This is a genomic window from Acetobacter okinawensis JCM 25146 (assembly GCF_000613865.1).
Taxonomy (GTDB): domain Bacteria; phylum Pseudomonadota; class Alphaproteobacteria; order Acetobacterales; family Acetobacteraceae; genus Acetobacter; species Acetobacter okinawensis.
The window spans coordinates 13,688-39,665 of record NZ_BAJU01000025.1; the positions used below are offsets into that span (position 1 = coordinate 13,688).

The 25,978-nt window shown below is 59.6% G+C and carries 24 protein-coding genes, 1 other RNA gene and 4 pseudogenes; 12 read left to right on the top strand and 17 right to left on the bottom strand.

From position 1 onward, the window contains the following. Positions 1-204: 204 nt before the first annotated feature. Together dinB and JCM25146_RS10540 are read right to left on the bottom strand one after the other, a co-directional pair. A complete protein-coding gene (dinB, locus tag JCM25146_RS10535) occupies positions 205-1,284 on the bottom strand; it encodes a DNA polymerase IV (RefSeq protein ID WP_025827841.1) in 1,080 nt (359 codons plus the stop codon). A gap of 187 nt (positions 1,285-1,471) precedes the next feature. After that, a complete protein-coding gene (locus JCM25146_RS10540; RefSeq protein ID WP_025827842.1) occupies positions 1,472-2,071 on the bottom strand; it encodes a hypothetical protein in 600 nt (199 codons plus the stop codon). A 164-nt stretch (positions 2,072-2,235) separates the two neighbouring features. Between JCM25146_RS10540 and JCM25146_RS18805 the strand changes: the two are divergent. From JCM25146_RS18805 to JCM25146_RS10560, 3 genes and pseudogenes are all read left to right on the top strand, one after another. After that, a pseudogene (locus JCM25146_RS18805) lies at positions 2,236-3,307 on the top strand (quinone-dependent dihydroorotate dehydrogenase). Continuing rightward, positions 3,304-4,177: pseudogene (locus JCM25146_RS18810) on the top strand (TIGR01459 family HAD-type hydrolase). The pseudogenes JCM25146_RS18805 and JCM25146_RS18810 overlap by 4 nt, the downstream one beginning before the upstream one ends. A 3-nt stretch (positions 4,178-4,180) precedes the next feature. Then, complete coding sequence (locus JCM25146_RS10560; RefSeq protein WP_025827848.1) at positions 4,181-4,582, top strand: NUDIX hydrolase; 402 nt, start codon at positions 4,181-4,183, stop codon at positions 4,580-4,582. A gap of 67 nt (positions 4,583-4,649) precedes the next feature. Here the strand turns inward: JCM25146_RS10560 and JCM25146_RS10565 are convergent, their stop codons facing one another. The 4 genes and pseudogenes from JCM25146_RS10565 to JCM25146_RS23890 form a co-directional block, all read right to left on the bottom strand. Then, a complete protein-coding gene (locus JCM25146_RS10565) occupies positions 4,650-5,465 on the bottom strand; it encodes a TIGR00282 family metallophosphoesterase (protein ID WP_025827850.1) in 816 nt (271 codons plus the stop codon). Positions 5,466-5,498: 33 nt separating this feature from the next. Continuing rightward, positions 5,499-6,017 (bottom strand): 5-formyltetrahydrofolate cyclo-ligase, encoded by a 519-nt coding sequence (locus JCM25146_RS18815; protein WP_081774832.1) that lies wholly within the window; start codon positions 6,015-6,017, stop codon positions 5,499-5,501. A gap of 52 nt (positions 6,018-6,069) precedes the next feature. Further along, positions 6,070-6,224, bottom strand: a non-coding RNA gene (gene ssrS, locus JCM25146_RS21470) — 6S RNA. Between the two features lie 153 nt (positions 6,225-6,377). After that, positions 6,378-6,572 (bottom strand): annotated as a pseudogene (locus JCM25146_RS23890) (cell division protein ZapA); the annotation flags it as partial. Between the two features lie 355 nt (positions 6,573-6,927). On the opposite strand from JCM25146_RS23890, the gene JCM25146_RS18825 reads away from it, so the two are divergent. Genes JCM25146_RS18825 through JCM25146_RS10595 form a run of 3 tightly spaced genes read left to right on the top strand, consistent with a single transcriptional unit; the run spans position 6,928 to position 8,977 of the window. After that, positions 6,928-7,443: a hypothetical protein gene (locus JCM25146_RS18825; RefSeq protein WP_025827855.1), complete on the top strand. Its 516-nt coding sequence runs from the start codon at positions 6,928-6,930 to the stop codon at positions 7,441-7,443. Next, positions 7,440-8,354, top strand: coding sequence for a class I fructose-bisphosphate aldolase (locus JCM25146_RS10590; protein WP_025827857.1), 915 nt, complete (start codon positions 7,440-7,442; stop codon positions 8,352-8,354). The genes JCM25146_RS18825 and JCM25146_RS10590 overlap by 4 nt, the downstream gene beginning before the upstream one ends. Before the next feature lie 38 nt (positions 8,355-8,392). Beyond that, entirely contained in the window at positions 8,393-8,977 is a 585-nt protein-coding gene (locus tag JCM25146_RS10595) for a thiamine phosphate synthase (protein WP_025827858.1), read from the top strand. A gap of 60 nt (positions 8,978-9,037) precedes the next feature. Here the strand turns inward: JCM25146_RS10595 and JCM25146_RS18830 are convergent, their stop codons facing one another. The 3 genes and pseudogenes from JCM25146_RS18830 to epmA all read right to left on the bottom strand — a co-directional run bounded on the left by JCM25146_RS18830 (position 9,038) and on the right by epmA (position 11,391). Beyond that, positions 9,038-9,571, bottom strand: coding sequence for a fasciclin domain-containing protein (locus JCM25146_RS18830; protein ID WP_159101984.1), 534 nt, complete (start codon positions 9,569-9,571; stop codon positions 9,038-9,040). A 296-nt stretch (positions 9,572-9,867) separates the two neighbouring features. Next, entirely contained in the window at positions 9,868-10,272 is a 405-nt protein-coding gene (locus tag JCM25146_RS10605) for a hypothetical protein (protein WP_025827860.1), read from the bottom strand. 94 nt (positions 10,273-10,366) lie between these two features. Continuing rightward, positions 10,367-11,391 (bottom strand): annotated as a pseudogene (gene epmA, locus JCM25146_RS18835) (EF-P lysine aminoacylase EpmA). Positions 11,392-11,411: 20 nt separating this feature from the next. On the opposite strand from epmA, the gene JCM25146_RS10615 reads away from it, so the two are divergent. Further along, positions 11,412-12,461, top strand: a complete 1,050-nt coding sequence (locus JCM25146_RS10615; protein ID WP_025827861.1) for a lysine-2,3-aminomutase-like protein — start codon at positions 11,412-11,414, stop codon at positions 12,459-12,461. A 10-nt stretch (positions 12,462-12,471) separates the two neighbouring features. Here the strand turns inward: JCM25146_RS10615 and ggt are convergent, their stop codons facing one another. The 3 genes from ggt to JCM25146_RS10630 all read right to left on the bottom strand — a co-directional run bounded on the left by ggt (position 12,472) and on the right by JCM25146_RS10630 (position 16,547). Continuing rightward, complete coding sequence (gene ggt, locus JCM25146_RS10620; protein WP_025827863.1) at positions 12,472-14,268, bottom strand: gamma-glutamyltransferase; 1,797 nt, start codon at positions 14,266-14,268, stop codon at positions 12,472-12,474. Positions 14,269-14,273: 5 nt separating this feature from the next. Next, positions 14,274-15,074, bottom strand: a complete 801-nt coding sequence (map, locus tag JCM25146_RS10625) for a type I methionyl aminopeptidase (protein WP_025827865.1) — start codon at positions 15,072-15,074, stop codon at positions 14,274-14,276. A 114-nt stretch (positions 15,075-15,188) separates the two neighbouring features. Continuing rightward, the gene (locus JCM25146_RS10630; protein WP_242401060.1) at positions 15,189-16,547 is read right to left on the bottom strand and encodes a D-alanyl-D-alanine carboxypeptidase family protein; all 1,359 of its coding nucleotides are present in this window, start codon (positions 16,545-16,547) and stop codon (positions 15,189-15,191) included. A 99-nt stretch (positions 16,548-16,646) separates the two neighbouring features. Between JCM25146_RS10630 and clpS the strand changes: the two genes are divergently transcribed. Beyond that, complete coding sequence (gene clpS, locus JCM25146_RS10635; RefSeq protein ID WP_025827867.1) at positions 16,647-17,024, top strand: ATP-dependent Clp protease adapter ClpS; 378 nt, start codon at positions 16,647-16,649, stop codon at positions 17,022-17,024. 269 nt (positions 17,025-17,293) lie between these two features. After that, positions 17,294-19,636: an ATP-dependent Clp protease ATP-binding subunit ClpA gene (gene clpA / locus JCM25146_RS10640; protein WP_025827869.1), complete on the top strand. Its 2,343-nt coding sequence runs from the start codon at positions 17,294-17,296 to the stop codon at positions 19,634-19,636. Positions 19,637-19,702: 66 nt separating this feature from the next. Here the strand turns inward: clpA and JCM25146_RS10645 are convergent, their stop codons facing one another. Beyond that, a complete protein-coding gene (locus JCM25146_RS10645; protein ID WP_025827870.1) occupies positions 19,703-20,203 on the bottom strand; it encodes a DUF3465 domain-containing protein in 501 nt (166 codons plus the stop codon). A 363-nt stretch (positions 20,204-20,566) separates the two neighbouring features. Here JCM25146_RS10645 and JCM25146_RS18840 point away from each other — a divergent pair, with 363 nt between their 5' ends. Next, positions 20,567-21,451 carry a cache domain-containing protein gene (locus JCM25146_RS18840; protein ID WP_199897727.1) on the top strand — a complete coding sequence of 295 codons (885 nt, stop codon included), beginning with the start codon at positions 20,567-20,569 and terminating at the stop codon, positions 21,449-21,451. 3 nt (positions 21,452-21,454) lie between these two features. On the opposite strand, the gene JCM25146_RS22480 is transcribed toward JCM25146_RS18840, so the two are convergent. Both JCM25146_RS22480 and JCM25146_RS10655 read right to left on the bottom strand, forming a co-directional pair. Then, positions 21,455-21,616 carry a hypothetical protein gene (locus JCM25146_RS22480; RefSeq protein ID WP_159101985.1) on the bottom strand — a complete coding sequence of 54 codons (162 nt, stop codon included), beginning with the start codon at positions 21,614-21,616 and terminating at the stop codon, positions 21,455-21,457. Continuing rightward, positions 21,579-22,475: a polyphosphate kinase 2 family protein gene (locus tag JCM25146_RS10655; RefSeq protein ID WP_025827872.1), complete on the bottom strand. Its 897-nt coding sequence runs from the start codon at positions 22,473-22,475 to the stop codon at positions 21,579-21,581. The genes JCM25146_RS22480 and JCM25146_RS10655 overlap by 38 nt, the downstream gene beginning before the upstream one ends. Before the next feature lie 109 nt (positions 22,476-22,584). On the opposite strand from JCM25146_RS10655, the gene JCM25146_RS10660 reads away from it, so the two are divergent. After that, positions 22,585-23,193 (top strand): YqgE/AlgH family protein, encoded by a 609-nt coding sequence (locus JCM25146_RS10660; protein ID WP_025827874.1) that lies wholly within the window; start codon positions 22,585-22,587, stop codon positions 23,191-23,193. A 28-nt stretch (positions 23,194-23,221) separates the two neighbouring features. Here the strand turns inward: JCM25146_RS10660 and rapZ are convergent, their stop codons facing one another. Next, positions 23,222-24,193: an RNase adapter RapZ gene (rapZ, locus tag JCM25146_RS10665; protein WP_025827875.1), complete on the bottom strand. Its 972-nt coding sequence runs from the start codon at positions 24,191-24,193 to the stop codon at positions 23,222-23,224. A 244-nt stretch (positions 24,194-24,437) separates the two neighbouring features. On the opposite strand from rapZ, the gene JCM25146_RS18845 reads away from it, so the two are divergent. After that, a complete protein-coding gene (locus tag JCM25146_RS18845) occupies positions 24,438-24,788 on the top strand; it encodes a RidA family protein (RefSeq protein WP_025827877.1) in 351 nt (116 codons plus the stop codon). Between the two features lie 67 nt (positions 24,789-24,855). Here the strand turns inward: JCM25146_RS18845 and JCM25146_RS10675 are convergent. Then, the coding region (locus JCM25146_RS10675) for a sensor histidine kinase (RefSeq protein WP_035372452.1) at positions 24,856-25,978 on the bottom strand (1,123 nt) is incomplete at its 5' end.

Genomic DNA, 25,978 nt, shown 5'->3' on the forward strand with positions numbered 1-25,978 from the left:
AATTGTTGCGGGTGTAAAGACATGGGTGGGATTAAAACGGCTGTGTGAACATGTAATTTTCCCGCGAGTCTGTCCATATTTTCTGATTTTGTGCCAGATATTTTATTTTGTTAGCAAAATGTTCACTCCTATACTGTTTCTATATCAAAACAATTATGATGGATTCTTGGGTAATATTGTGCATAAGGCTGCACGGTGCAGGGTTTATGGGAGCAAAGAGAGTTGCCTTGCTGCCTCCTGCTGTCCCGGTAGTGCAAGCCCGGTGAGCGAGACCCCCAGGAGGCGCACGGGTTTGCCGAGGGGGAGGAGGGGGGCCAGCAACCCGCGTGCGGCATCATGCAATGCGGCTTCATTCCTGACCGGGTGTGCAAAGGACTGGCTGCGCGTAAGCTGGGTAAAGTCTGAGTGGCGGAGTTTGAGCGTGACCGTGCGCCCGCTGAGCGTGCGTTTCTGGCAGGCGGCCCAGACCTGAGCCACAAGGCTGCCCATGGCCTGCATCAGTTCGACCTCGGCATGCAGGTCCTGCAGGAACGTGGTTTCCTTACCAAGGGATTTGCGGGGGCGGTTGGGCTCCACAGGTCGGTTGTCCACGCCTTGGGCAATGCCGTGGTAGAACGTGGCAGCCTTGCCAAAGTGGTGTTTGAGAATATCCAGCCCGCATGTGCGCAGGTCAGCCCCGGTATGAATCCCCAGAGCGTTCATGCGGCGGGCGGTGGCGGGGCCAACACCATGGAATGCGCCAACAGGCAGGGGTGCTACAAAAGCTTCTCCCCTCCCCGGTGGAATAACAAACAGGCCATCGGGTTTGCGATGGTCGGATGCCAGCTTGGCCAGAAATTTATTGTAGGACACTCCGGCAGAGGCGGTCAGGCCGGTCTGTTCAAAAATACTGGCCCGTATCTCCTCCGCAATAGCGGTGGCGGAGGCGCGGCGGAGTAGGGGATGGGTGATGTCCAGGTAAGCCTCATCCAGCGAGAGTGGCTGTATGAGTGGCGTATAGCGGGCAAAAATGGCGTGAATCTGGGCAGAGACAGCCCGATACGCCTCAAATCTGGGGGGAACAAAAACCAGTTCAGGGCATTTGCGCCGGGCGATCAGGGAGGGCATGGCCGACCTTACGCCAAATTTGCGGGCTTCGTAGCTGGCAGCGGCAACAACACCGCGTTCTTGGCAGTGCCCCACGGCAACGGGCCGCCCCTTAAGGGCAGGGTTGTCGCGCTGTTCGACCGAGGCATAGAATGCATCCATGTCGATATGGATAATGCGGCGTATGGGCGTAGGCATTGCCTGCGCATTATGGCATAGAATGCACCAAAATGGAACATAAAGAGAACAATTAACGCTGCATCACTATTGTTGTGCCAGACTCCATCGGCATCAGCATGTTTAACACTGCGGGTCCGTGAACCATTCAGAGCTGGTGCGGGCATGCTGCGCAACTGGTTGCGCATGTGCGTAGCCCGTTAGAGGTTCAGCCCGCACTGCGTGGAGCAAAGCTATGGCGTGGTGCGGTATGGCGCCATGAGTGGGCCATGCTCATGTCCAGATCATGCCAGCGCGCAACGGAAAGGGCGGCTGTTGCCGGGTAGGCAGCGCGATTAAGGGCCGCCGTGGCAACCGGTTGCTGCAAGGGCCGTGCAGCATGGTGCGAGAGCCAGTAGCCCGCCCCGGCAAGGCATGCGCCCAGAGTTGTCAGGGCCGCCATCATGCGCTGGCGCAGGCGTGCAAAGGGGAGTAGGGGGCGCAGGAGAGCCTGCATATCGGTTTCCCGCTCGTTTTGCGCGGCTTCAGTGGCCAAAAGCAGATTGTATTCTGTCTCCGTCACGGCCAGCGTGCTGCCTGCGCAAATATCCAGAGCGGGCATTTCGTGTGCTGCCATATCTGTCAGTGCATCCTGAAAAGCTTGGGAGACGGCCATGAACTCCTGTCGGAAGCAGGGCAGGAACAGGCTGCCCGATGCGCCGGGAGCAGCCCCACATGCGGGCGGTGCGCCAGCAAGGCGGCGGATGGTCCATAGGGTCAGACGTTCGCTGGCGGCAAGATCGGTGAGGTAGACGGGTGTACGATGCATGACATGATCCGGAGGCAGCGCCTCCCTCCCTTGCTATCGGTCATGAAGGATCATTAAATGAGAATCACTCTTAATTGCAAGTAAAACTTTAGCAGCAAATCGTGTGCACACCGGCCTGTTTTTTTCTCTTTCCTTGGTGGGCGGCTTGGGGCAGTACAAAAGGCATGTCAGTGCTAGCATCCCTCTCCCTGCCGCTTGTGCGCAAACTTGACCCCGAAAAAGCGCACGAGCTTGCCATAGATGCCCTTACGCTGGGCATTTCTGTCCCTTTCAAACGCCCCGAGGACGACCCGGCTCTGGCCACGCGTGCGCTGGGTATGCGGTTTTCCAACCCGATCGGCATTGCCGCAGGCTTTGACAAGAACGCCCGTGTGCTGCGTCCGCTGGCGCGTCTGGGCTTCGGGTTTGTCGAGGCGGGTACAGTAACTCCGCGCCCCCAGCCGGGGAACCCCAAACCACGCCTGTTCAGGCTGGAGGAGGACCGTGCGGTCATCAACCGCATGGGGTTCAATAATCAGGGCATAGACAGGTTTGCTGTGCGGCTTGCCCGCCTGACCCGCCCCCTGCCATCCGGGCGTGCCGGTGGGGCAGGTGTGCCGGTGGGTGCCAATATTGGCATTAACAAAACAGGGGCAGACCCCGAGCGGGATTATCCGGCTCTTGTGGCGCGGGTCAAACCGTATGTGAACTACATTGTACTCAATGTGTCCTCCCCCAACACGCCGGGGCTGCGGGGTTTGCAGGATGCAGCAAAGCTCAAGGGTATTCTGGACGCCATTGCTGCCCGCCACCCCGAACGTCCCCCCCTGCTGGTCAAACTCGCCCCTGATCTGGAAGATGACGCCATAGCCCCGATTGTGGAAGCTGCGGTGCAGGGTGGCGCGCAGGTTGATAATCAACAACACCACACTGGCCCGGCCAGCCACATTGCGCAGTGCGTACAAGGGCGAGTCTGGTGGGTTGTCTGGGCGTCCGCTGGCCACCCGCTCGCGCGATATGCTGCGTATTGTTGCCAATATTGCCGCAGGGCGTCTGGCACTTATCTCCTGCGGGGGGATTGAGAGCGGGCAGGATATTCTCGACCGTATCCGTCTGGGGGCTGATCTGGTGCAGGTCTATACCGCCTTTGCGTATGAAGGACCGGCCCTGCTGGGGCGCCTCAAGCAGGAGATGCTCCAGAGCATGCGTGCTGCGGGGGTGGAAACACTGGACGACATCCGTGGAGTGGACCTGTGAGTAAGACCGAGAACTGGACCGTCCCGCAGGTTACCGGGCTGCAGGCGCTCGCCAGCCAGTATGATGGGTACATCGTAGACCTATGGGGCACCGTGCATGACGGGGTTCAGCCATACCCCGGTGCTCTGGAGTGCCTGCGCGCACTGAGTGCTGCTGGCAAGCGCGTTGTCCTGCTGTCCAATGCGCCACGTCCTGCCAGTGTTATTGCCACACAGCTGGAAGGGTTTGGCGTGGACCGCAGCCTCTACCACGGGGTGATGACCAGTGGGGAGGAAACACATCGCCAGATGCTGGCGCGGACAGACCCGTGGTTTGCGCGTCTTGGCAACAGGGTGCTTCACATTGGCGGCGTGCATGATCTGGGCCTGTATGAAGGGCTGGATATTGAGCGTGTGAGCGATGTGGGCATGGCTGATTTTGTCATGAACACGGGGCCGGATCTGGAGCGGGGGGTGTCCACGCTGGAGCCGTATCTGCGAACTGCGCGCCTGCCTTGCGCGGAACCTGCCCATGATCTGCGCAAACCCTGACAGGGTAGTGATCAAGGGGGGTAACCGGCAGATCTGTGCGGGCGCTCTGGCGGCTTTTTATGCCGAGCAGGGGGGCGATGTCCGCTGGATTGGCAAGCCGTACCCCGGCGTTTACCAGCCCGTGTTTGCTATGCTCGATGTGCCGCATACCCGCATTCTGGCAATTGGGGATGCGCTGGGAACTGATATCCGCGGGGCTGCCGCCGTCGGTGTGGACAGCCTGTGGATTTTAGGCGGTATCCATCAGGAAATGATCGGCAATGACATGGCATTGGCTACGGCCGAGGCCCGTGCGGCTGGTTTGCAGCCTACTGCGGCAGTGCATCGGCTGGTGTGGTAGCGCATGCTGCCTGCCGTGGGGTGTGGGGCATTTATTCTGCGTGATGGATGCCTGTTGCTGATCCGGCGTGTCAGAGCGCCAGAAGCCGGGTGCTGGGGTCTGCCCGGAGGCAAGGTGGACCCGTTTGAAACCGCAGCGGATGCCGCCATGCGTGAGGTGCGAGAAGAAGTGGGACTGGAGCCTGAAGCCGGTTCTCTGCTCTGCGTAGTGGACCAGATTGACCGCGCAGCAGGGACGCACTGGGTCGCCCCGGTTTACATGGTGGATGCAGTGCAGGGAGAGCCCCGTTTATGCGAACCCCACAAGCATGATGGGCTGGGCTGGTTTGCTCTGGATGCCCTGCCTGAGCCCTTAACTCTGGCCACGCAGGTTGCGGTACAGGCGTTTTGCACAAAAGCAGGGTAGTACCTGCCGCGCTACCGGGCAGGTCGGTACCCGCCCGGTGGTCTGGTAACTTTAATTCGGGTCTACGTCAGAAGTCCGGCATGGTCTGGGCAAGCAAACCGCCCTGACGCAAGGGGGCCAGACGGCGGGCTAGGCCCGTTGCATCGTCCGTTTCCACCATAATGCCGCAGATCGTGGCTTCCCCTTCGGAGGGTTGGAGCCGCTCACCGGGCATTTTGCGCACAAAGCGGGCTACGGCAGGTTCCTTGGTCATGCCGATCACGCTGTTGTAGTCCCCGCACATGCCTGCATCGGTCTGGAAGGCAGTGCCTGCGGCCAGAATACGGTGGTCGGCTGTGGGTGTGTGGGTGTGGGTGCCCACAACAAGCGATACCCTGCCGTCCAGCATGTGACCAAAGGCCCATTTTTCGCTCGTGGCCTCGGCATGAATATCCACAACAATGGCCTGCACCGTGGCCCCCATGCGGTGCTTGTTGAGCAGTTCGTTTGTGCAGCGGAAGGGGTCGTCCAGCGGGTCCATGAATAACCGCCCCATAACATTGACCACCAGAGCCTTGCGCCCATCGGCCAGCGCGACGACCACACTCCCCTGACCGGGGGTGGCTGGCGGGTAGTTGAGCGGGCGGATAATGCGGGGTTCGCCGTCAATATGGCCGATCAGGTCTCGGCGGTCCCAGGCATGGTTGCCCAGTGTGATCACATCCACCCCGCTCTGGAGCAGTGTGGTGGCAATGGCGGGGGAGAGGCCAAAGCCATGGCTTGCGTTTTCTGCGTTGACCACCACAAGGTCCAGCGCCAGCCGCGCGCGCAGGTCGCTCAGGCGGGCAAGCACACCATCGCGCCCGGTGCGACCAACAATATCGCCTAAAAACAGAATTCTCACGCGCTGGTCTTTCGCACGGTGCTCGGGTGTGGGTCAGCCAAAACGAATAACCTCCTTTTCGGTTACAATGCAGCTCAGGGGCTTGTCATGGGGGCCGCAAGGCAGTTGCGCCACCTCCTGTGTGGAGGGAGCATAGCCTATACTGGCGGCGTGTGGCAGGGCTGCCAGTGTGCGGTCATAATACCCCCCTCCGTAGCCAAGGCGGTTGCCGGTGCGGTCAAAGCCCAGCAGGGGTACCAGCACAATACGTGGCTCCATAATTGGGCCATCGGGGTAATGTGTGCCAAAGCGGCCAGCCAGCATGGTGGATGTTGGCACCCATTGGCGAAAAACCAGTGGTTCGCCGCGTGGGGGTGTCTGGGGGAGCACAACATTTGCACCGGCCTGCGCCAGCGTATGGCACAGGGGGCGCAGGTCCACCTCATGCGCAAGTGGCCATACACAGGCAATGGGGCCAGCTCCGGGATGGAGCAAAGCCTCCAGCCGCCGGACAATACCGTGGTCAAGCCGCACGTTGCGCGCGCGCAGGGCCGCTGCGCACTGGAGTCTCAGTGTTTTTTTGCGTGCGGCAACGTCTGGCGGGTCATTGCTTGTGTGGGGGGTGTGCGGAGCACCATGGACCGTGGGTCTTTCAACCTCCAGGACCTGCTAGTGCAGGTGGGCGCCGGGTAATGTGACCAGGGCCACAACAGAGCCAGCTCCCTAGGAAGTGCTTATCGGCCCAGGGGATGACTTGCCTCACGTATCGGGCAGCTCCGCCTTCTCTATGTAGGCGCGCTCTATCTCCACTGCAAGAGATTCCGCAGTGTCGGCCAGATCGGCCAGCCGGTGGTTGGTCAGGGCCAGTTCTGCGCGCAGGCGTTCGGCGTCCTGTGCGGCCAGAATTGTGCTTTCGGGCACCCGGTTGCCGGAGAGATCCTGAATTTCGTCCGCCATCAGCAGGGCGGCCAGCACCAGCAGACGGCTCTCGCCGCTAAAACCCAGATTGCGCACCTGCTGCACGCGGCGTTCAACCTGATGCGCCATGGCCTGAACGTGGCGTTCCTGCCCGTTTTCGCACCCAACAGTATAGCTGTGGCCGTTGATATGAACGGAAACAAGCGCCATGGGTCAGTTCTCCTCCGCAGGCGTGGGTGGGAGCGGGTCATGGCTGGATGCGGAGGTGCTGGTCTGCTCCAGTGCGTCACGCACACGCAGGATCAGCGCATCTATGTTGGCCAGCAGTTCCTGCTGGTCTATGTTGGAGGCGGGTGGTTTTTTTGCTGCTTTTTATCAAGAGCAAAGGAAATGCGCTGCAAGGCACGGTCCAGACGGGTGATGGACTCTTCCGCAGATGTTACGCGGGTGTGCATGCTGGCATAGCTGTTGCCTTGGGGTGAGTGCGGCTCCACGTCTTGATCCTGCATTCCTTTTCCCTTCTCTTGGGGATAAGGAATCACCTGCAAAAGCGATCGCGTCAAGCATGCTCACGGAAAACAGGCCACTTTTCTCATTGTCTCCCTCGGGTATCCGCTATGTGTGTGTGTCTGGCCGTGCGCAGGCGTGCATGGCCTTGTATGCGGCAGATCAGGCGGCGTATGGCGGCTGTGTTGGTCTGCTCTCCCCCCCCGGTGCAGCAGCGTTCATGGGGGTCGGCTGGTGGCATGCTCTGATGGAAGGGGTGGCAGAATCGGCTACACGGAGCTTTATGCACGTGCTCGATTGTGACAGTAGTCCGGCTGGGGCGCTCATGGCGTTGCGTTGTGGGCAGCAAGCTGCCATTCTGCGCCAGCAAAACCCACAATACGAGACGGTCCGGGCCTTGTACGCACAGCAAAACGCAGCACTTCTGCCACAGCGCCCGCCATCATTTAACCTTATCACGCCGGTAAGTGCCACATCGTCTCTTGTCGGGTATTTCGCCCACGGTTATTGCCAACACCAGCATCCGGAAAATAATGTGCCGGACACAAGGCAAAAGAAGGACTGTTCCACATGACGCTGACCCCGAAGGTTAAGGCTATTCTCAATCAGTATGAGAGCGATAACCCCGGTACAAAGACGAATCTGGCCCGTCTGCTTAATGCAGGCAAGCTGGGTGGAACCGGCAAAATGGTCATTCTGCCGGTAGATCAGGGGTTTGAGCATGGTCCAGCCCGCTCTTTCGCAGCCAATCCGGCCGCCTATGACCCGCACTACCACTTCCAGCTTGCCATTGAGGCCGGGCTGAGCGGTTATGCCGCACCGCTGGGTATGCTTGAATGTGGTGCCGCCACCTTTGCGGGCGAAATTCCGCTTATTCTCAAGTGCAACAGCTCCAACAGCCTTGCGACCGAAAAAGACCAGGCCGTAACCGGCACCGTGGCTGACGCGCTGCGTCTGGGCTGTGCTGGTATTGGCTTTACCATCTACCCCGGTTCCGAATACTGCTTCGACCAGATGGAAGAACTGCGTGAACTCGCAGCCGAAGCCAAGTCTGTTGGTCTGGCTGTGATCGCATGGAGCTACCCGCGCGGTCCGGTGCTGGACAAAAAGGCCGAAACCGCAGTGGACGTCTGTGCGTACGCCGCACATATGGCCGCCCTGTGTGGTGCACACATCATCAAGGTCAAGCCGCCGACCGATGTTGTTGCACTCGACGCCTGCAAACCTGTGTATGAAAAAAACAAGGTGGACGTGGCCACTCTGGCAGCCCGTATCAACCATGTTGTGCAGTCCAGCTTTGCTGGCCGTCGTATCGTCATCTTCTCGGGTGGGGAACATACCGGCACGGACAACCTGCTGGCGACCATTCAGGGTATTCATGACGGTGGCGGCTTTGGCTCCATCATTGGCCGTAACGTGTTCCAGCGCCCCAAGGCGGAAGCTCTGGCTCTGCTGGACCAGATCATCACCATTTTCAAGAACTGAATGATGGATCAGCGCATCGTGTGGGAAAGGTAGCCGGAGTGTCGGAGCTTTATCTTGTTACGCCTCCGCTTTTGCATGCCGATGCGTTTTTGCCTGTGCTGGAACAGCGTCTGGCCCACCACCAGCCAGCAGCTTTGCTGCTGCGTCTGGGCGGTGGGCTCACACCTGTTGCCGCCATCGACCTGATCGGGGCTATTCGCCCCCTTGTCCAGAACATGGGCATTGCCCTGATGCTCGAAGACGCCCCCGCACTGGCCATACAGACCGGGTGCGATGGTGTTCATCTGTCCTCGAGTTATCAGGACGCCAGTGTGCGGGATGTTCGTCGCCAGATCGGGGATGAACTGCAACTTGGCGTGGTCGTAGGCAGCAGCCGCGATGCCGCCATGCGTGCTGGGGAGGAAGGGGCGGATTATATCTGCTTTGCGCCCGATGCCCCCGATAAGGCAGAGGCGACGCAGGCGGTGCAGGCCCTTGCCCAGTGGTGGTGTATGATGATGGAGCTACCCGCCGTGGCTTGCGCAAGCACCCCGGAGGAAGCCCGCACGCTCGCTGGGTGTGATGTGGACTTTGTCATGCCTGATGTATGCTGGTGGGATGACCCCACCCCATGGGTGCTCTGAACAGCAGAGCCTGAAGCAAGGCTTCCATTCCGTTTGTATGGTGGCCAGAGGCGTGCTGGTTTACGGCGCGCTTGTTGTGTTGGGTGTGGGCACAACCTGCGCTTTTGGCGGCAGCAGCAGCGAGCGGGTAAAATACAGCACACCGTTGGATTGGGGAATGCCCATAACCCAGAGCTGGCTGTTTACGCCATTGGGTGTGCCAACCATGATCTGATCGGTTGTCTGGTCCAGCCAGACTGTAAGTGGTTGCCCGCTCAGGGTCGGCAGCGACAGGCTGTGGGCAGGGGCTGCATCAACCGCTGCGCGTAAGGCCTTGTGGGGCCAGTTTCCTGTAACAATCGTATAAGCCAGCATGTCCCGCACCGTGTTGATGTGGGTCGGGTTGAGCAGTTGTCCCCCCAGGCGCGTATTGTAGTTTTCCAGCGCAGCATTGGGCAGGGCAAAAACCGTAAATGGCCCCGCCTGCTGCAAGGTGGCAAGCAGGCCGGAACTGTCCAGCAGATGTGTGTAATCGGCGAGTTCGAGCGAACTGCGCAACGTGTCCGGTAGTGGGCGGTCACAGAAGGCTGGCGTTTGCGGGTTGTTGTACGCCACAGCACTATCAACCGGTTGCTGGGGATAGTGCCGGGCATGCCATGGTAGCCGTGTGTGCGGGTGCCTGAGACTGTTGGCATCATATATGCACAGGTTGAAAGCGGGGTTGTGTAACTATCCTGCCGGGCGGGGCTCTGTGCGCACCCGGCCAGCATGTTCATGCCTGCGAGTGCCAACAGGCAGACCGCCCGTCCACTCCACACCTTCAGGGAGCGCAGCGGGGTGGAGGGCGTGTAGGTGACCATGGTGCCGTCTGTGTCTGACGGGCCGCTCAGATGGCGCATGCTCCAGTTGGCCTAGCAGCCATCACCGCGCATTGTCCAACTGACGACAAGGCCGTTCACCAGCTCAAAGTTGGTCTGGCAGCTATAGGTATAGGCCGTGCCTATGCCGCCGCCCCAGCCACCCCAGCCGCCGCCATAACCGCCCCAGCCACCGTAACCCCAGCCGCCATCCCAGCCGGGACCATATCCCCAGCCACCGCCCATGGGCATGGTGTAGTCGGTCTCCTGCGTGATATAGGCCAGAAAGGTATGGTCCCCGGTGGTGAACTGGCGTGTGGGCACGCCAAATGTCCGGATGACATCCACGGTGGGGTGCCCGATCATGGAGTCAAGCTTGCGGCGCTCCTGCGCGCTGGGAACCTGGCAGGCGGCAAGGGCCAGAAGCCCGACCAGTAAAATTCTGTTTGCATGTGGCATGGCACGGACTTGCCTCTTGGTGGAATACGCCTGTGGTGTTCAGCGCATGGGTGGATCATGCATCAGAACACCTGTGGAGGCTAAATGTTGCAGACTAATCCTGTATCCACAAGACATCCTGTATATGCCGTGCCCCACTGGCAAGCATGACCAGCCGGTCAAAGCCCAGTGCAATGCCGGAGCATGGAGGCATGTGGGGCAGGGCGTGGAGCAGTTTTTCGTCCATGGGCCAGGTGGGGCGGGTGGGGTAAAGGCTCTGGCGCTCGGCCTGTCCTGCGCAAAGCGCTGGCGTTGTTCGGCGGGGTCTGTCAGCTCGTCAAACGCATTGGCCAGTTCCATGCCTGCGGCGTAGAGTTCAAAACGCAGGGCCACGCGTGGGTCGGTGGGGTCCTTGCGGGCTAAGGCAGCCTGACTTGCTGGCCAATGGGTTAAAAACGTGGGGCGTGTCTGGCCGATGGCGGGTTCGATTCGTTCCAGCAACAGGCGGAAGAACAGGTCTTCCCAGAGCTCCCCTTCACGCAGGGGGCAGCCTGCGGCGTGGGCCAGTGCCTGTGCGTTGCCCTGCGTGGGCAGCAGGTCCACCCCCGCATGGCGGCGGAAAGCCTCCTCCATGCTCAGTCGTTCAAAGGGCAGGCTCATGTCCAGTGTGCAGGTGTTGCGGTGTATGGTTGGCGGGAGGACCGCCTTGAGCAGGGCTTCGGTCTCATCCATCAGGCCGGTCAGGGGCATGCCGGGCTGGTACCACTCCAGCATGGTAAATTCCGGGGCATGCGTGGCGCTGGCCTCGCCATTGCGCCAGACGCGGGCAAACTGGAACACCGGCAGCCCGGTAGCCGCGACAATGCGCTTCATCGCGAACTCGGGACTCGTGTGCAGGAACAGGGGCTGGCGCTGGCCATCGGGCGTTTCGCGCATGGTCTGGAAAGGCAGCAGATGGACCTCTTCCCCCGGTGTGGGGGTGGCGCAGGGGGTTTCCACCTCCATGCAGCCGCGGGCTTCCAGAAAGGCGCGTGTGCCACGCAGGACCATGTTGCGGCGGCGTAAAAATGGCAACCGGTCCCGAAGATGCTCAGGGTCCGGTGTGCCAACGGGCAGATGAGATGTTGCAGACACAGACATGGGCGGAGTAGAGGCGGTACATGTCTTCCCCGGTCAAGCCCCCTTTTGCGACCAGCCGAACGCTGCGCACCCCAGATGAACTGATTGCCGCCGGTATGGTGGCCCCCACGCAGGCGGCGGAGTTGCGGGCGGTTGCACAACATTACGCAACAGCCATCCCCCCTGCCTTTGCAGCCCTGATGCAAAGCCCTGATGACCCGATTGGTGTGCAGGTTGTGCCCAGTGCGCGCGAACTGGTGGTAACCCCGGAGGAACGCTCCGACCCGATAGGGGACGATGCCCTCTCCCCCGTGCCGGGCATTGTGCACCGCTATGCGGACCGTGCGCTGCTCAAGCCGCTGCTGGTGTGCCCGCTGTACTGCCGCTTCTGCTTCCGGCGAGAGCATGTGGGGCCAGACGGCGGCGTGCTGGATGAGGACGCCCTGCACCGTGCGCTGGAGTGGCTGCGCACACATGAGCAGATCAGGGAAGTAATCCTGACCGGTGGGGACCCGCTTATGCTCTCCCCCCGTCGGCTGGGTGAGATTGTGGCGGCACTTTCCGCCATGGCGCATGTGAGCACCATCCGGGTGCATACGCGTGTTCCCGTGGCAGCCCCAGAGCGTGTGACGGACGCCTTGCTGGATGCGCTGGAAACAGAAAAAGCCATGTGGATGGCGGTCCACGTCAACCATGCACGGGAGCTGGCACCCGCAGCGCGGGAGAGCCTGCGCCGTATTGTCCGGCGTGGCATACCCCTGCTTGGGCAGTCAGTTCTGCTGCGTGGTGTGAATGATAGTGAACCCGCGCTGGAAGAGCTGTTCCGTACCATGGTGGAAAACCGTATGCGGCCCTATTACCTGCACCAGCTCGACCCCGCTCCGGGAACTGCGCATTTTCATGTCCCGGTAGAAGAGGGACAGCGCCTTCTGGCCGGGTTGCGCGGGCGTGTTACGGGGCTGGCATGGCCGATTTATGTGCTGGATATTCCCGGTGGTTACGGCAAGGTTCCCCTTGGTCCGGACTATATTACCGGCGCGCATCAGGTGCGTGACCCGCAGGGGGTCACGCACAGGCTGGACCGCCTGTAGGGCCGGGGGATTATTCCCCTATGGCTGCACCACCGGGGTGGCGGTGGTCGGAGCCACCATAAAAGCGTGCAGGGCCATGGCTGTTCAGGCTGGGGCCACCAACCAGAATACCTTCAGGAATGCCCCATGGTGCATGCAGGACAAAGCTGTATCCTTCCTGCTCCAGCGTCTGCTGTACCTGCGCGCTCAGTGCTCCGGCCTCCAATTCCACACTTTGGGGTATCCATTGCTCATGCAGGCGGGGCAGATCTATGGCCTGCTGGATGTTCAGCCCATAATCCACCACCCCCAGAATGACCGACAGCACAATGGTGGGAATGCGCGACCCGCCGGGGCTGCCAATGACCATGACCGGCCTGTTTGCGCGGGAGACAATGGTCGGTGCCATGGAGGACAGCGGCGTTTTGCCCGGAGCAATGGCGTTGGCCACGCTTCCGGGAATGCCAAACATGTTGAGTGCGCCGGGTTTGATGGAAAAATCATCCATCTCGTCATTCATGATAATACCGGTATCACCCCCCATGACCTTGGCACCAAACCAGCCATTGAGTGTGTAGGTGGTGGAAATGGCAAACCCATGCTGGTCAATAACGGAAAACTGCGTGGTTTCCGGTTTTTCGGGTTCGGCAACGCCTGCACGTAGTGTGTCTGATGGGGTGGCGTGGTCTGTTGGCGTGTGGGCGCGCACGCTGGCAATATAGGCGGGGTCCAGCAGGCTGCTGACCGGGTTGTGGACAAAAGCCGGGTCGCCAAGGTTACGCCGGTCGGAGTAGGCGCGGCGCATGGCCTCAATTTCGTGCTGCACAGCCGGAGCGGAGTGCAGGCCCAGCGCGTGCATGTCATACCCGGCCAGAATTTCCAGCATTTCGCACAGGGCTATGCCGCCTGCGCTGGGTGGTGGTGCGGTTTCTACCAGCAGGCCGCGGTAGGAGCAGGTTATGGGGGGGAGTTCACGCGGTTTGTAGCGCTCAAAATCCTCGGCCTGCAAAATGCCGCCATGCGCCTTGGACTGGGCCAGAATGGTGGCGGCAATCGGCCCTTTGTAAAAGGCATCGGCGCCGTTGCGCGCGATCAGCTCCAGTGAGTGCGCCAGGTCTTTTTGCACCAACCTGTCACCCGGCTGGAAAGGGGAGCCATCGGGGCGTAAAAAGATTTTGCGGGCATAGGGGTCTTTGGCCAATGCCGCCGTGGAGGTGTTCAGGAGTTCCACATCGCCTTCGCCCAGCACAAATCCGTCACGGGCCAGTTTTATGGCAGGTTCCATAATCACCTGCCGGGGCAGGTGCCCCCAGCGTGCGTGCACCGCGTCCAGCCCTGCAACTGTACCGGGAACGGCAACGGCTTTCCACCCCAGCACGGACAGGTCGGGAATAACATTGCCCTTGCTGTCCAGATACATGTCAGCCGTCGCAGCAAGAGGTGCTTTTTCCCGGAAATCGAAAAAAATGGAGGGCTGGCCCGGTGGACGCAGCATCATAAAGCCACCTCCACCCAGGTTACCGGCGGCGGGGTAAACAACGGCCAGCGCATACCCCATGGCCACAGCCGCATCGGCTGCATTGCCGCCTTTGGCCAGAATGCGCGCCCCGACCTCGGACGCCAGCTTCTGGGCGGAAACCGCCATGCCATGCTGCCCCGCAACAGGGGCGGCTGGGGCTACGGTGGCAGGTGCACTGCCATAGGCCAGTGGGTCTGCAACCCGGGCAGCCTGAGCGGGCAGGGCCGTAGCCCCGCCCCCCAGACAGAGTGCCGCCAGCACCACATGACGCATGACAAGGGAGGAAAGCGTGGTGGAGGCGGCCTGCATGGGGTTTATCCTTCTGTCGGGTAGGGTGGGCAGTCGTAACCGGCGGGGGAGCGGGTAAAAATTTCGTACCCGTTCTGTGTGACCGCCAGCATATGCTCGAACTGCGCAGACAAGGAACGATCGCGTGTTACGGCGGTCCAGCCGTCTTCAAGAATTTTTACTTCGGGTTTGCCAATGTTGAGCATGGGCTCAATGGTAAACACCATCCCGGCCTTTAGTTTCATGCCTTCGCCGGGGCGACCGTAGTGCAGGATGTTTGGCTCGGCATGAAAAACCTGCCCGATGCCATGACCGCAAAAATCTTCCACAATGGAGTAACGGTGCTTTTCGGCATGGCTTTGAATGGCATAGCCGATGTCACCAAGGGTTGCGCCGGGGCGCACCACTTCTATGCCACGCATCAGGCTTTCGTAAGTGGTGGTAATCAGCTTGGCAGCTTTTATGGATACCTTGCCCACCGTGTACATGCGGCTTGTATCGCCGAACCAGCCGTTCAGCTTTGGGGTGACGTCAATATTGACAATGTCGCCCTCAATCAGCGGGCGGTCCCCCGGAATGCCATGGCACACAACATGATTGACCGAAATACAGCACGACTTGGGGTAGCCACGGTAGTTCAGCGGGCCGGGGGTGGCGCCGTGTTCAAGCGTATAGGCATGAATAATGCGGTCCAGTTCGCCCGTGGTTACGCCGGGTTTGACGTAAGGCGTAATCATGTCCAGCGTAGCGGCGGCCAGTTGGCCTGCCGCGCGCAGGTGTTTGAAGTCTTCTTCGGTATGGAGAACGATACCGCCTCTGCCCGCCATTCTGCACTCCCTCATCATTGTTGGTGCTTTTGAGAAAGCAGCAAGATGAAGAGTGCAGGCCACAAACGCAACCCGCTTTGGTTATAACGGGTAATCTGAATGAGCAGAAAATGCTCAGGTGCGGTTGTGGCTCGCGCTGCGCCGGGTCAGGCCATGGCGGATTGTGGGGGTGGAAATGGTGTGCACCTTGGCGCCAATAACCGTTGCATGGTGGCCGTGGCTTACGCTGGTAATGGCACCATGGTGGCGGCGCGGCGCGGGGGCTTCCGCCACTTCAAGCGGTGCATGCCTGTGGTTGGCGGCGGCCATAAGCAGCGCACCATGGCGGCCACGCTGGCGCTGGCTGGCGCTGGCTTGTGCCACAATGAGCGGGCGGGCTACAGGGGCTACACCTTCTGCATCAAACCCATGGTCAAGCTGGTTGGCCATAACCAGTGAGCGCTGGGTGTTGCTGGACGCCCCCATAACCACCCCAACCAGACGCACATTGCTGCGTATGGCGGAGGTTACAAGGTTGCGCCCTGCCTCCTGCGTATAACCCGTCTTCATCCCGTCTGCTCCGGCATAGATCTTGAGCATGGGGTTGTGGTTGGGAATGAAGCGACCATGAAAGCGGAAGGCGGGCGTGGCAAAATAATGGTAATACTCGGGAAAGTCCGCAATCAGGCGTCGGCCGAGGGTGGCAAGGTCCCGCGCCGTGGTCATCTGGTCGGGGTCCGGCAGGCCGGAGGCGTTGCGGAACACGGTCTGGGACATGCCAAGCGCATGGGCCTGCTGGGTCATCATGGCAGCAAACTGCGGCTCGCTGCCACCACCAATCAGTTCGCCCAGTGCGCAGGCGGCATCGTTGGCGGATTTGGTGACCAGCGCAAGGACAGCCTGCTCAACACTCAGGCGTGACCCCGGAACCAGCCCAAGCTTGGACGGCTCCATGGTGGACGCATGAATGGAAACCGGGACAGACTGATTAAGGGATATGGCTCCCGCGCGCAGGGCGTTGAAGGTCATATACAGGGTCATCAGCTTTGTCAGGCTGGCAGGGTAGCGGCGCAGGTCCGGATCGGTCTGGGAGAGAACGGTCCCGGTTTTGGCATCCATAACAATGGAGCTGATCTGCCCGGCGTACTGGGCATGGGCCTGCCCGGCCCCCGCAAAAGCACCAAGGGTTACACCAGCAAGCAGTGCCGCCCACCGACGTGCACGCAGGGTTTTGGGGTTATTGCCAAATGCTGGTCTGTTGTGTTGCGCTGTCTGCCCGAACGCCGCTTTATCTGCCACTGCTACCCCCACCTGTGCCGTATGGAGCACTATTCCGCCTACTGTTGGGAATCGCAAGAGCATGGCGGTAAAAAACTGGAGGCCCGGCACATGGAATCCGTAAAGGGCATGTCTGGGGCCTCTTTGTGTCATGTTGGGCCAGTATGCGGCATAAATATGGCACAGTGCGGTTCCATACGGGTATGCATCCGCCATACTGTCGTTCTGCCACCTTTTATTGTGCTTTGGCTTTGCCAATATGATGGTAAGGAACACCTCACGTTTTTCCACCCCTGCCTTTGGAGTTTGGTTGCCATGGCCGCGTTTTATTTTCCTGTTCTGCATACAGGCAACGGGCCGTCGCGGCGTGATGGGGGTATGGATTCGGACCGTGATGATGCGGAAATTGGCGTGGTGGTGCGTTCCAAGCCCAAAACCCGTAAACCCGCCATGTATAAAGTGCTCATGCTCAATGACGATTACACACCCATGGAGTTTGTGGTGTACGTCCTTGAGCGTTTTTTCCAGAAGAATCGGGAAGAAGCGACAGACATCATGCTGAACGTCCACCGCAAGGGTGTGGGCGTGTGTGGCGTGTTCACCTACGAGGTGGCGGAGACCAAGGTCTCTCAGGTCATGGACCTTGCGCGCCAGAACCAGCACCCCTTGCAGTGCACCATAGAAAAAGACTGAAGCACAGGGTGCCGCCTTAAGTGCGGTGCTAACTCCATGCAGAAGGATGAGGCCGCGTCTTTTTTGCGGTTGAGGCGACCGCGTAAAAAGCGCGAAAAACCAGCATTCCTGCATGATGTGAGAACGAAAAATGCGTGAGCGTACGTTTTTTGCGTGGTTATGACTCGCATTTCTTGCCGAAGCGGCCAAATATGATTGCAGGGCATGCGATCGTGGTCTCCCGTTAGTTCTGCCATGATCGGAAAGTCCTGGGAAAGGAGCGTCTCGTCATGTTGTCACGCAATCTTGAGCAGACGCTGCATCGGGCGCTTATTCTGGCCGGAGAACGGCACCATGAATATGCCACGCTAGAGCATCTGCTTCTTGCCCTGGTTGATGATTCGGACGCCGTAACGGTGTTCCGCGCCTGTGGGGTTGATCTGGACCGGTTGCGGACAGACCTGACAGGCTTTCTCGACAAGGATCTGGCAGGTCTGGCGTCCGATCGCCCGACTGAACCCAAGCCCACGGCTGCATTCCAGCGTGTTATCCAGCGTGCGGCCATTCATGTGCAGTCCACCGGACGGGATGAGGTGACGGGGGCCAATGTGCTGGTCGCCCTGTTTGCCGAGCGCGAAAGCCACGCCGTGTATTTCCTGCAATTGCAGGATATGACGCGGCTGGATGCGGTGAACTTCCTCTCCCACGGGATTGCCAAAGCCCCCGACCGCGCCACCCGCCGCCCGGCTGCAAGCACGGGCTCGGGCACGGAAAAGGGCGAAGAACCCGAGCGTGCTGAGGCAAAAACCCAGAAAAATCAGGATGCGCTGTCCACCTACTGCGTCAATCTGAACGATAAGGCGCTGGCCGGTAAGGTTGACCCCCTGATCGGGCGGGATACCGAAATCGAACGCACGATCCAGATCCTATGCCGCCGCACCAAAAACAATCCGTTGTATGTGGGTGACCCCGGTGTTGGCAAAACCGCCATTGCAGAAGGTCTGGCCCGCCGGATTGTGGAAGGAAGCGTGCCTGAAGTGCTGCTCAAGTCCACCATCTACTCGCTGGACATGGGCGCACTGCTGGCTGGCACCCGTTATCGTGGTGATTTTGAGGAACGTCTCAAGGCCGTGGTCACGGAGCTGGATCAGGACCCGCACGCGATCCTGTTTATTGATGAAATCCACACCGTTATCGGTGCAGGTGCTACCTCCGGTGGGGCCATGGATGCGTCCAACCTGCTCAAGCCCGCTTTGGCGGCTGGTACGTTGCGCTGCATTGGCTCGACCACCTACAAGGAGTTCCGCCAGCACTTTGAAAAAGACCGTGCCCTCGTGCGGCGGTTCCAGAAGATTGATGTGCCTGAACCCAGCATTGATGATGCGGTCAAGATCCTGCGCGGCCTGAAGGGCAGCTACGAAAAACACCACAAGGTCCGTTATACGGAAGAGGCCATTCGTGGAGCGGTAGAGCTGTCTGCGCGTTATATCCATGACCGCAAACTGCCCGACAAGGCGATTGACGTGATTGACGAGGTCGGGGCATCGCGCATGCTCCAGCCAGAAGGCCGCCGCCGCAAGACGGTGAACCTGAAGGACGTGGAAGACATTATTGCCCGCATTGCGCGCATTCCACCCAAAAGCATTTCCGCCGATGACAAGGAAGTGCTGCGGTCTTTGGAGCGTGACCTTAAGGGAATGGTGTTCGGTCAGGATCAGGCGATCGACGCACTCTCTGCCGCGATCAAACTGGCGCGTGCGGGGCTGCGTGATCCTGAAAAGCCGATTGGCAACTATCTGTTCTCCGGCCCGACCGGGGTTGGTAAAACGGAAGTGGCCCGCCAGCTTGCCAATGCGCTGGGGATCGAGCTGATCCGCTTTGACATGTCGGAATACATGGAGCGTCACTCCATTTCCCGCCTGCTTGGAGCGCCGCCGGGGTATGTCGGGTTCGATCAGGGTGGGTTGCTGACTGATTCCATTGACCAGCACCCGCATGCCGTGCTGCTGCTGGACGAGATCGAAAAAGCACACCCAGACCTGTATAATGTTCTGCTTCAGGTCATGGATAATGGCCGCTTGACGGATCATAACGGCAAGGTCGTGGACTTCAGGAACGTTATCCTGATCATGACCACCAACGCCGGTGCGTCCGACATGAGCAAGGAGGCCGTGGGCTTTGGCCGCAAAGTGCGCGAAGGCGAGGATGAGGAGGCAATCAAGCGCCTGTTCACTCCCGAGTTCCGCAACCGGCTGGATGCGGTTATCCCCTTTGCCCATCTGACGCAGGAAATTGTCGGGCAGGTTGTGGAGAAATTTGTTCTGCAGCTTGAGGCACAGCTTGCGGACCGGCATGTCACAATTGAGCTGTCTTCGGCAGCAAAAGAGTGGCTGGCCGAGAAGGGGTATGACCGCCTGTATGGTGCGCGCCCATTGGGCCGGGTTATTCAGGAGTCCATCAAAAAACCTCTGGCCGAGGAACTGCTGTTCGGGCGGCTGACCAAAGGTGGGGCTGTTAAAATCGGCCTTAAAAATGGCGAGCTGTCGTTCGACATCGTGCAAAGCGACGGCAATGCCACGACCTCCGGTGAGGATGAACGTGGCAGCGAAAAGGAAGAGGAAGCCGCAGACTAGGTTTGTCGGTAAAACCTGCAAGACATCAGGTGGCTGGCCAGTTTTTTCTGGCCAGCCATTTTTTGTTCAGTCGTACTGGGTGTTGTTGACGCGCACATAACCCGGAATCCCCCATGAGCGTCCGGTACCACGGTGCGTCCAGTCCACCCCCTGCTGGCGGGGTGAGTCATAGTAATAGCGGCCGACCACCTCTACATGGTCCCCTTTGGCAACCCATGGCCATGCGGGTGTGTGCATTTCATCCAGATTGGTCACAATGCGGATGGAAATGTTGGGGGCGACCGTCATGTAAAAATAACCATGTCGCCCACTACGCGTCACCTTGGCTTGTGGTGATAAGGCAACCACGGTGCCGCAAATATGCACGGCAGCGTCTGCTTTTGGGCCACCATTTTCAAACACTTGCTGTTTGTTCAAAAAGTCCTGATTATCGCATGTGGCTGAGACGGTCTTGGGCTGCTCTGCCTGCGCGTGTTTGTGGCGTGCCTGAGCCGGCTGGCCAAGGCCGGACAGGCCCAGACCCACGCATACGGTCCACAGGACCATACTGTTTTTAAAACTGGTCATGACAATCCTTGTCGTTGAATGGAATGTGTGTCTGAGTGTGTTCATGACGAGGCAGCCACGGCCTGTCAAATACGCGTGAATACGGAGGAACGGGCCAGATGGCAGGAGTTTACAGGCCAGAATAATTTAGGCAGAACAGGGGGATAGGGCACATTCTGCCATCGCGTGGGGGAGAATGGGCGTGTTCCTTCCCGCATTACATCGTTTCGTTTTCGAACTGAAAGACACATCCCGCATGCAAGACGATATCCTCAAACTTGCTTATGAAGTTTCTCAGATGACGCGGGAAAAAATTCATCTGATCGCTTCGGTCATGAACGAAGCCAAATTTCTTGCCATCAATACCCGTATAGAGCCGCCCGTGTGGGGCAGGCCGGAGCTGCTTTTGGCCTTCTGGCCGATGAAATGGGGCGTATTGCCAGCCGTATTGTGGGCATTGCCGCCGAACTACGCTCCGCGACCGATAGCAGCACGGACCGCCTGCTAAAAGCGGGGAACGACCTGCTCCTGCGTGGCAGGGGGGAGCGCCTGACAGATCTGGCCCTGAATGTTGTCGATCTGATTGACCGCAACCTGTACGAGCGTTCGTGCGACGTGCGGTGGTGGGCTACAGACAGCGCCATGGTACAGGCGCTGGAGAGCCGCACCCCCCAAGCGTACCAGCATGCAGCGAAACGTCTGGCCACAATTTTACAATCCTATACGGTATATCTGGATCTTTTTGTGGTGGACCCTAACGGCAAGGTGGTGGCGTGTGGTCGCCCGGAAACGCATCGCTCCCTGCTTGGGTATGACATGTCGGGCGAGGCATGGTTTGCGCGGGCCATGCGTACGCAAAGTGGCGAGGACTATGCCGTAGCAGACGTAGACCGCGTGCCGGCACTCAATAATGAACAGGCGGCCATTTACAGCACTGCCATCCGCGCTGGGGGAGAAGCACGCGGGCAGGTGCTGGGTGTGCTGGGCATAGCATTTGACTGGGCCCCACAGGCAGAGGCCATTGTGCAAGGCGTACGCCTGTCCGATGCAGAGCGGGACCAGACACGGGTCATGCTGGTGGATGCGAACAAGCGTATTATTGCATCGTCCAATGGCAGTAGTGTGTCGGGCGAATACTGCAAGTTCACCCCGAAGGAGGAGCGAGGCTACTATGTGAGTGGGGACAAGCTGATCGCTTATGCACATACCCCTGGTTACGAAACCTACAAGGGCCTTGGCTGGTACGGGGTTCTGGAAAGTACCCTGTAAATATCATTGCGTGCCTGCGTGTAGGGGGTAGGCCTCTATCATGCGCGGGTGTGGCAGGCTGGTGCGCATCTGTGGCGCAGCGGCCTGCCGGTGGTATTGCTGCAATGTTGCCAGCGGAGCGCTCTGTTCAGGGTTTTTCCTGTAGCAGCCGTGTGCGGTAGTCATCGAGCTGGTGCATGACGTCAGGGTCGGGCTTGGGGGTAACCTGCCGCAAATTGTGCAATGCTCGAATAATGGTGCCAATGACCACAAGGCGTGCGTACCATTTGTGGTTGGCTGGCACGATGATCCAAGGCGCATGTGGGCGGGCGGTCTGGGCAATGGCATCTTGGTATGCGGTTGCGTAGTCATCCCAGTATTCGCGCTCATGCAGGTCGGAGGGCGAGAATTTCCAGCGCTTTTCGGGAATATCCAGTCGGGCCAGCAGGCGTTCACGCTGCTCCTCCCGTGAGATGTTGAGGAAGAATTTCAGAACAATAGTGCCCTGTCTGCTCAGGTAGTGCTCAAGGTGGCGGATGTCACTGTAGCGGCCCTGCCAAAATTCCGGTGTGTCGAGCGCTCCGGGCAGGTGCCCGTTTTTAAGCAGTTCGGGGTGCACGCGGCTGACCAGTACGTCCTCATACTGGCTGCGATTGAAAATAACGATGCGTCCTGCCTGCGGAGCCGCAGTATGGATGCGCCATAAAAAACCGTGCAGCAGTTCGGTAGGACCTGGCTGTTTGAAGGAGGTGACCGCAACCCCCTGCGGGTTTACCCCGGACATGACATGCTTGATCGTGCCGTCCTTGCCCGCAGCGTCCATGCCTTGCAGAATAATCAGGAGCGAGTGGTTCTGGTTCGCGTACAACAACTCCTGAAGGTCTTGTAACAGACCTTTGACCTCCCTGAGCAGTTTTTTGCCCGTGTCCTTGTCCAGCCCTAGATGTCCGTCATCATCGGGGTTGTGGTCGGCAAGGTGGAACTGGCTGCCATCCGTAATCTTGTAGCTGTCCAGTGCGTTAAGAAAGCGGGAGAGGGTGTTCATGGACAGGTGCCCTGACAGTTGATCCGTATATGGCGGATGCATAGAATTACAGACAACAGATGCGCTGGCAATCTTGCCAAAAAAGGAAGTGTTTCTCATATCTTCAGGGATGGCATTCGCAAACACTCCCCAACCCGACCCCGCTGTAATGGATAACGGCCTTTCCCTTGCAGGTATGTTGCTGGTGGCAACGCCCATGTTGGGGGGGACCCCGTTTGGGGAATCCCTTATTTACATGTGCAGCCACACACCCGATGGCGGGGCAATGGGCCTTGTCATTAACAAACGCCTCCCGCGCCCAGACTTTGACGACCTGCTTGAGCAGTTGCAGATCGCCCCTATCCCCCCTGTGCGCAGGATTGGCCTTTGTGCAGGTGGTCCGGTGGAGGAGGGACACGGCCTTGTGCTGCATTCTGCGGAGTGGAGCGGACAGGACAGCCTGCGCGTGACGGATAATGTGGCGCTGACATCCAGCATGGATGTGCTGCAAGACATAGCGCGCGGAGCAGGCCCGCGTGATGCCCTGCTGGCCATGGGGCATGCAGGCTGGTCTGCTGGACAGCTTGAGCAGGAAATTCTGCATCATGACGCCTGGCTGGTGGTGCCTGCAACGCGGGAGCTGGTGTTCGGCATGGATCATACCGTTAAATGGCGGCGTGCTCTGGCCTCCATTAACATTGATCCAGCACGGCTGAGCAGGCAGGCGGGCCACGCCTGAACGGGTAGGGACGGAACCGTAACCGGGGTCAGTAAGGTTCGGGGTGCGGGGTTTCGGTCGGTTTTCTGGCCCACCGCCACGCGCTAATGCCCTGACGTGCCAGTTCGCGGTGCATGATCATGATCGGCCACTGGCCAGAACCCTGATAATGACCCATGCCATCGGGAGCGGACAGACGTTTGGCCAGAGCCTCCACGACTGTAACGGAGCGGTGCCTGCCGCCGGAGCAGCCGATGGCAATGGTGGCGTATTTTTTGCCTTCCTGCACAAAGCGCGGCAGCACAAGCTGTAACATGGCGTGGATCTGCTCCAGAAAGGGCAGGTAGTCCGTGTCGTGGGTTACGTAGGCTGCCACATCTTCGTCCAGCCCTGTTTTGGGGGCGAGTTCGGGTATGTAGTGCGGGTTGCGCAGGAAGCGGGCGTCAAACACGATATCCGCCTCCCGCGGCAGGCCCGCAGGGTAGGCGAAGGACATGAGCGTGACGGTCAACCCCTCGCTCGGCCCGCCCACCCATGGGCTGAACCGGCTTTCCACAAACTGCCGCAGGTCGGGTGGGGGCATGTCTGTTGTGTCAATAACCAGATCGGCGGCTGCGCGCAGGGGGGCCGTCAGGGCCAGTTCGGCTTCTATGCCTTCCTTTACGCTGCTGTGGGGGGCCAGTGGGTGCCGCCGCCGGGTGGCGGTGTAGCGGCGCAGGAGCACGCTTTCATCCGCAGTGGCGTAAATCAGCTCCACGCGCAGGTGTGGGTTGACCCTCAGGCGGGCCAGCGCGGCCAGTACGGCGGAAGCATCAAACCCACGGGTGCGGGAATCGACGCCAATGGCAACGGGGCGTTCCGCACGGGCTACAATATCATCCAGCATGCCCAGTGGCGGATTATCGATGACCTCATGGTCAAGGTCTTCCAGAATCCGCAGGATGGAAGATTTGCCCGCTCCGGACAGACCAGACACCAGCAGAATGCGGCGCGGAACCGACGTATCATCCGCCATGAGCATGGACGGCTCTTCCTTTTTACTGTCCGATAAGGTGCACGTTCGTAACGAGCCGGTCATGGCAAATGGTGTGCAATTCGGTTGCGGCGGGAGTTTAAAGCAGTTTTATGCTGGAAGAGAAGGCATTCTGCTCAGACCTGCTATACCAGATATTAACGTAATGACGTCGGCAGGCCTGTAGCCGCGCATTTGTTACGAAAGGGAAAATTGCGGTTGCCGCCAAGCTGCCTTACAGCATCATCTTGTGATGAAAGATAAAACTCTGACACGGACCCCACGCTCCGTCGCCAGTCGCCCGCGCGTTGTGCAAACGGCGGAAGGTCTTATGCTTGCAGGGCTGCAAGCGCCCCGTTCTTCCGGCATGGATATGGCCGATCAGTGCAGGGCCGCCTTTGAGGAAGCTATCCCCCTACTCAAAGAGCGGGATCTGGCATTGCGCGATGTTAGCCGCATTGTCTGCCATATTGCGGACGCGGATGATTTTCCGGCCAGTTTTCCCGTTTTTCGCCAGTTTTTTCCGTCCACATCACCGGGCATGACCATGATGTGGCTCAAGGATGCCCCATCTACTGCGCCAAAAATCGTGTTGATCTGGTGATCTGCCTGCCAGAGGAAGAAGACCCCGCAAGCACTGCCGGGTTCTGAGCGCTGGGCCCCGCGCAGTGTCAGCGCGGGGGTGGGCTCGGCACACGGGGCAGTTCGATGATGAACTGGGCCCCGCGGATGTGCCCCTTGTGGTCATGCAGGTTTTCCACGGCAATGCTGCCGTGCAGGGCTTCTATGATCTGGCGGCTGATGGATAGGCCAAGGCCGGAGTGCTGGCCAAAATTCTCGTTTTTCGGACGTTCTGAATAAAAACGGTCAAAAATGGAATCCAGCTTGGCCTGCGGAATGCCCGGTCCTTCGTCCGAGACGGCAATCCGCACCATTTTGCCATTGGCGGCGGCATGGAGGATGATCTGCATTGGGGGAGAGAACGATATGGCGTTGCCGATCAGGTTGCGCAGGACCTGCACCAGCCGGTCTTCTACTGCCAGTGCGCTCAACGGGTTTTCGGGCGAATCGTTTTGCACATCGGTGACAATAATCGGCTGATCTTCCTGCCGCGTGGCCTGATGAATTTCTGCCAGAACTGCCAGAAGTGGGCCAATGGCCACGGGTCTTGCCTTGGCGCGCGACATTTCCGCATCCAGGCGGCTGGCATCGGAAATATCGGTAATCAGCCGGTCCAGCCTGCGCACATCATCGTTAATAATGGTCAGCAGGCGGCGCTGCTGGTTCAGGTCTTCAATGCGCAGCAGGGTTTCAATGGCCGAGCGGATGGAGGTGAGCGGGTTTTTAATCTCATGGCTCACATCGGCGGCAAAACGCTCAATGGCGTCCATGCGCTTCCACAAGGCCTGCGCGCTGGCCTGTAGCGCACGGGCGACATCGCCAATCTCGTCCCGTCGGGCCAGCAGGCGGGCAGGGACTGTACCGGTGCGCCCCGTTGTATCGCGCATGACCTGTGCGGAGGCCGCAAGGCGCAGCAGAGGCCGCGCAATGGTGAGCGAGAGGTACCATGAGAGCAGGACCGTCAGCACCAGTGCCAGAAAGAAAAGGGAGAGAATGGTCGAGCGGATGGCAAACAGTGAGCGATCCACCTGCGAGGCCACGCGGGTAAGCTGGATGACGCCCACCGTCCAGCCGTCACGCATGACTGGCTCGGCAACGGTGATGATCAGCCTGCCCCGTGCGGTACGGCGGATGTAGGGAGGGGCTTCTGGCGGGGATGGTCCGCACTCCCGG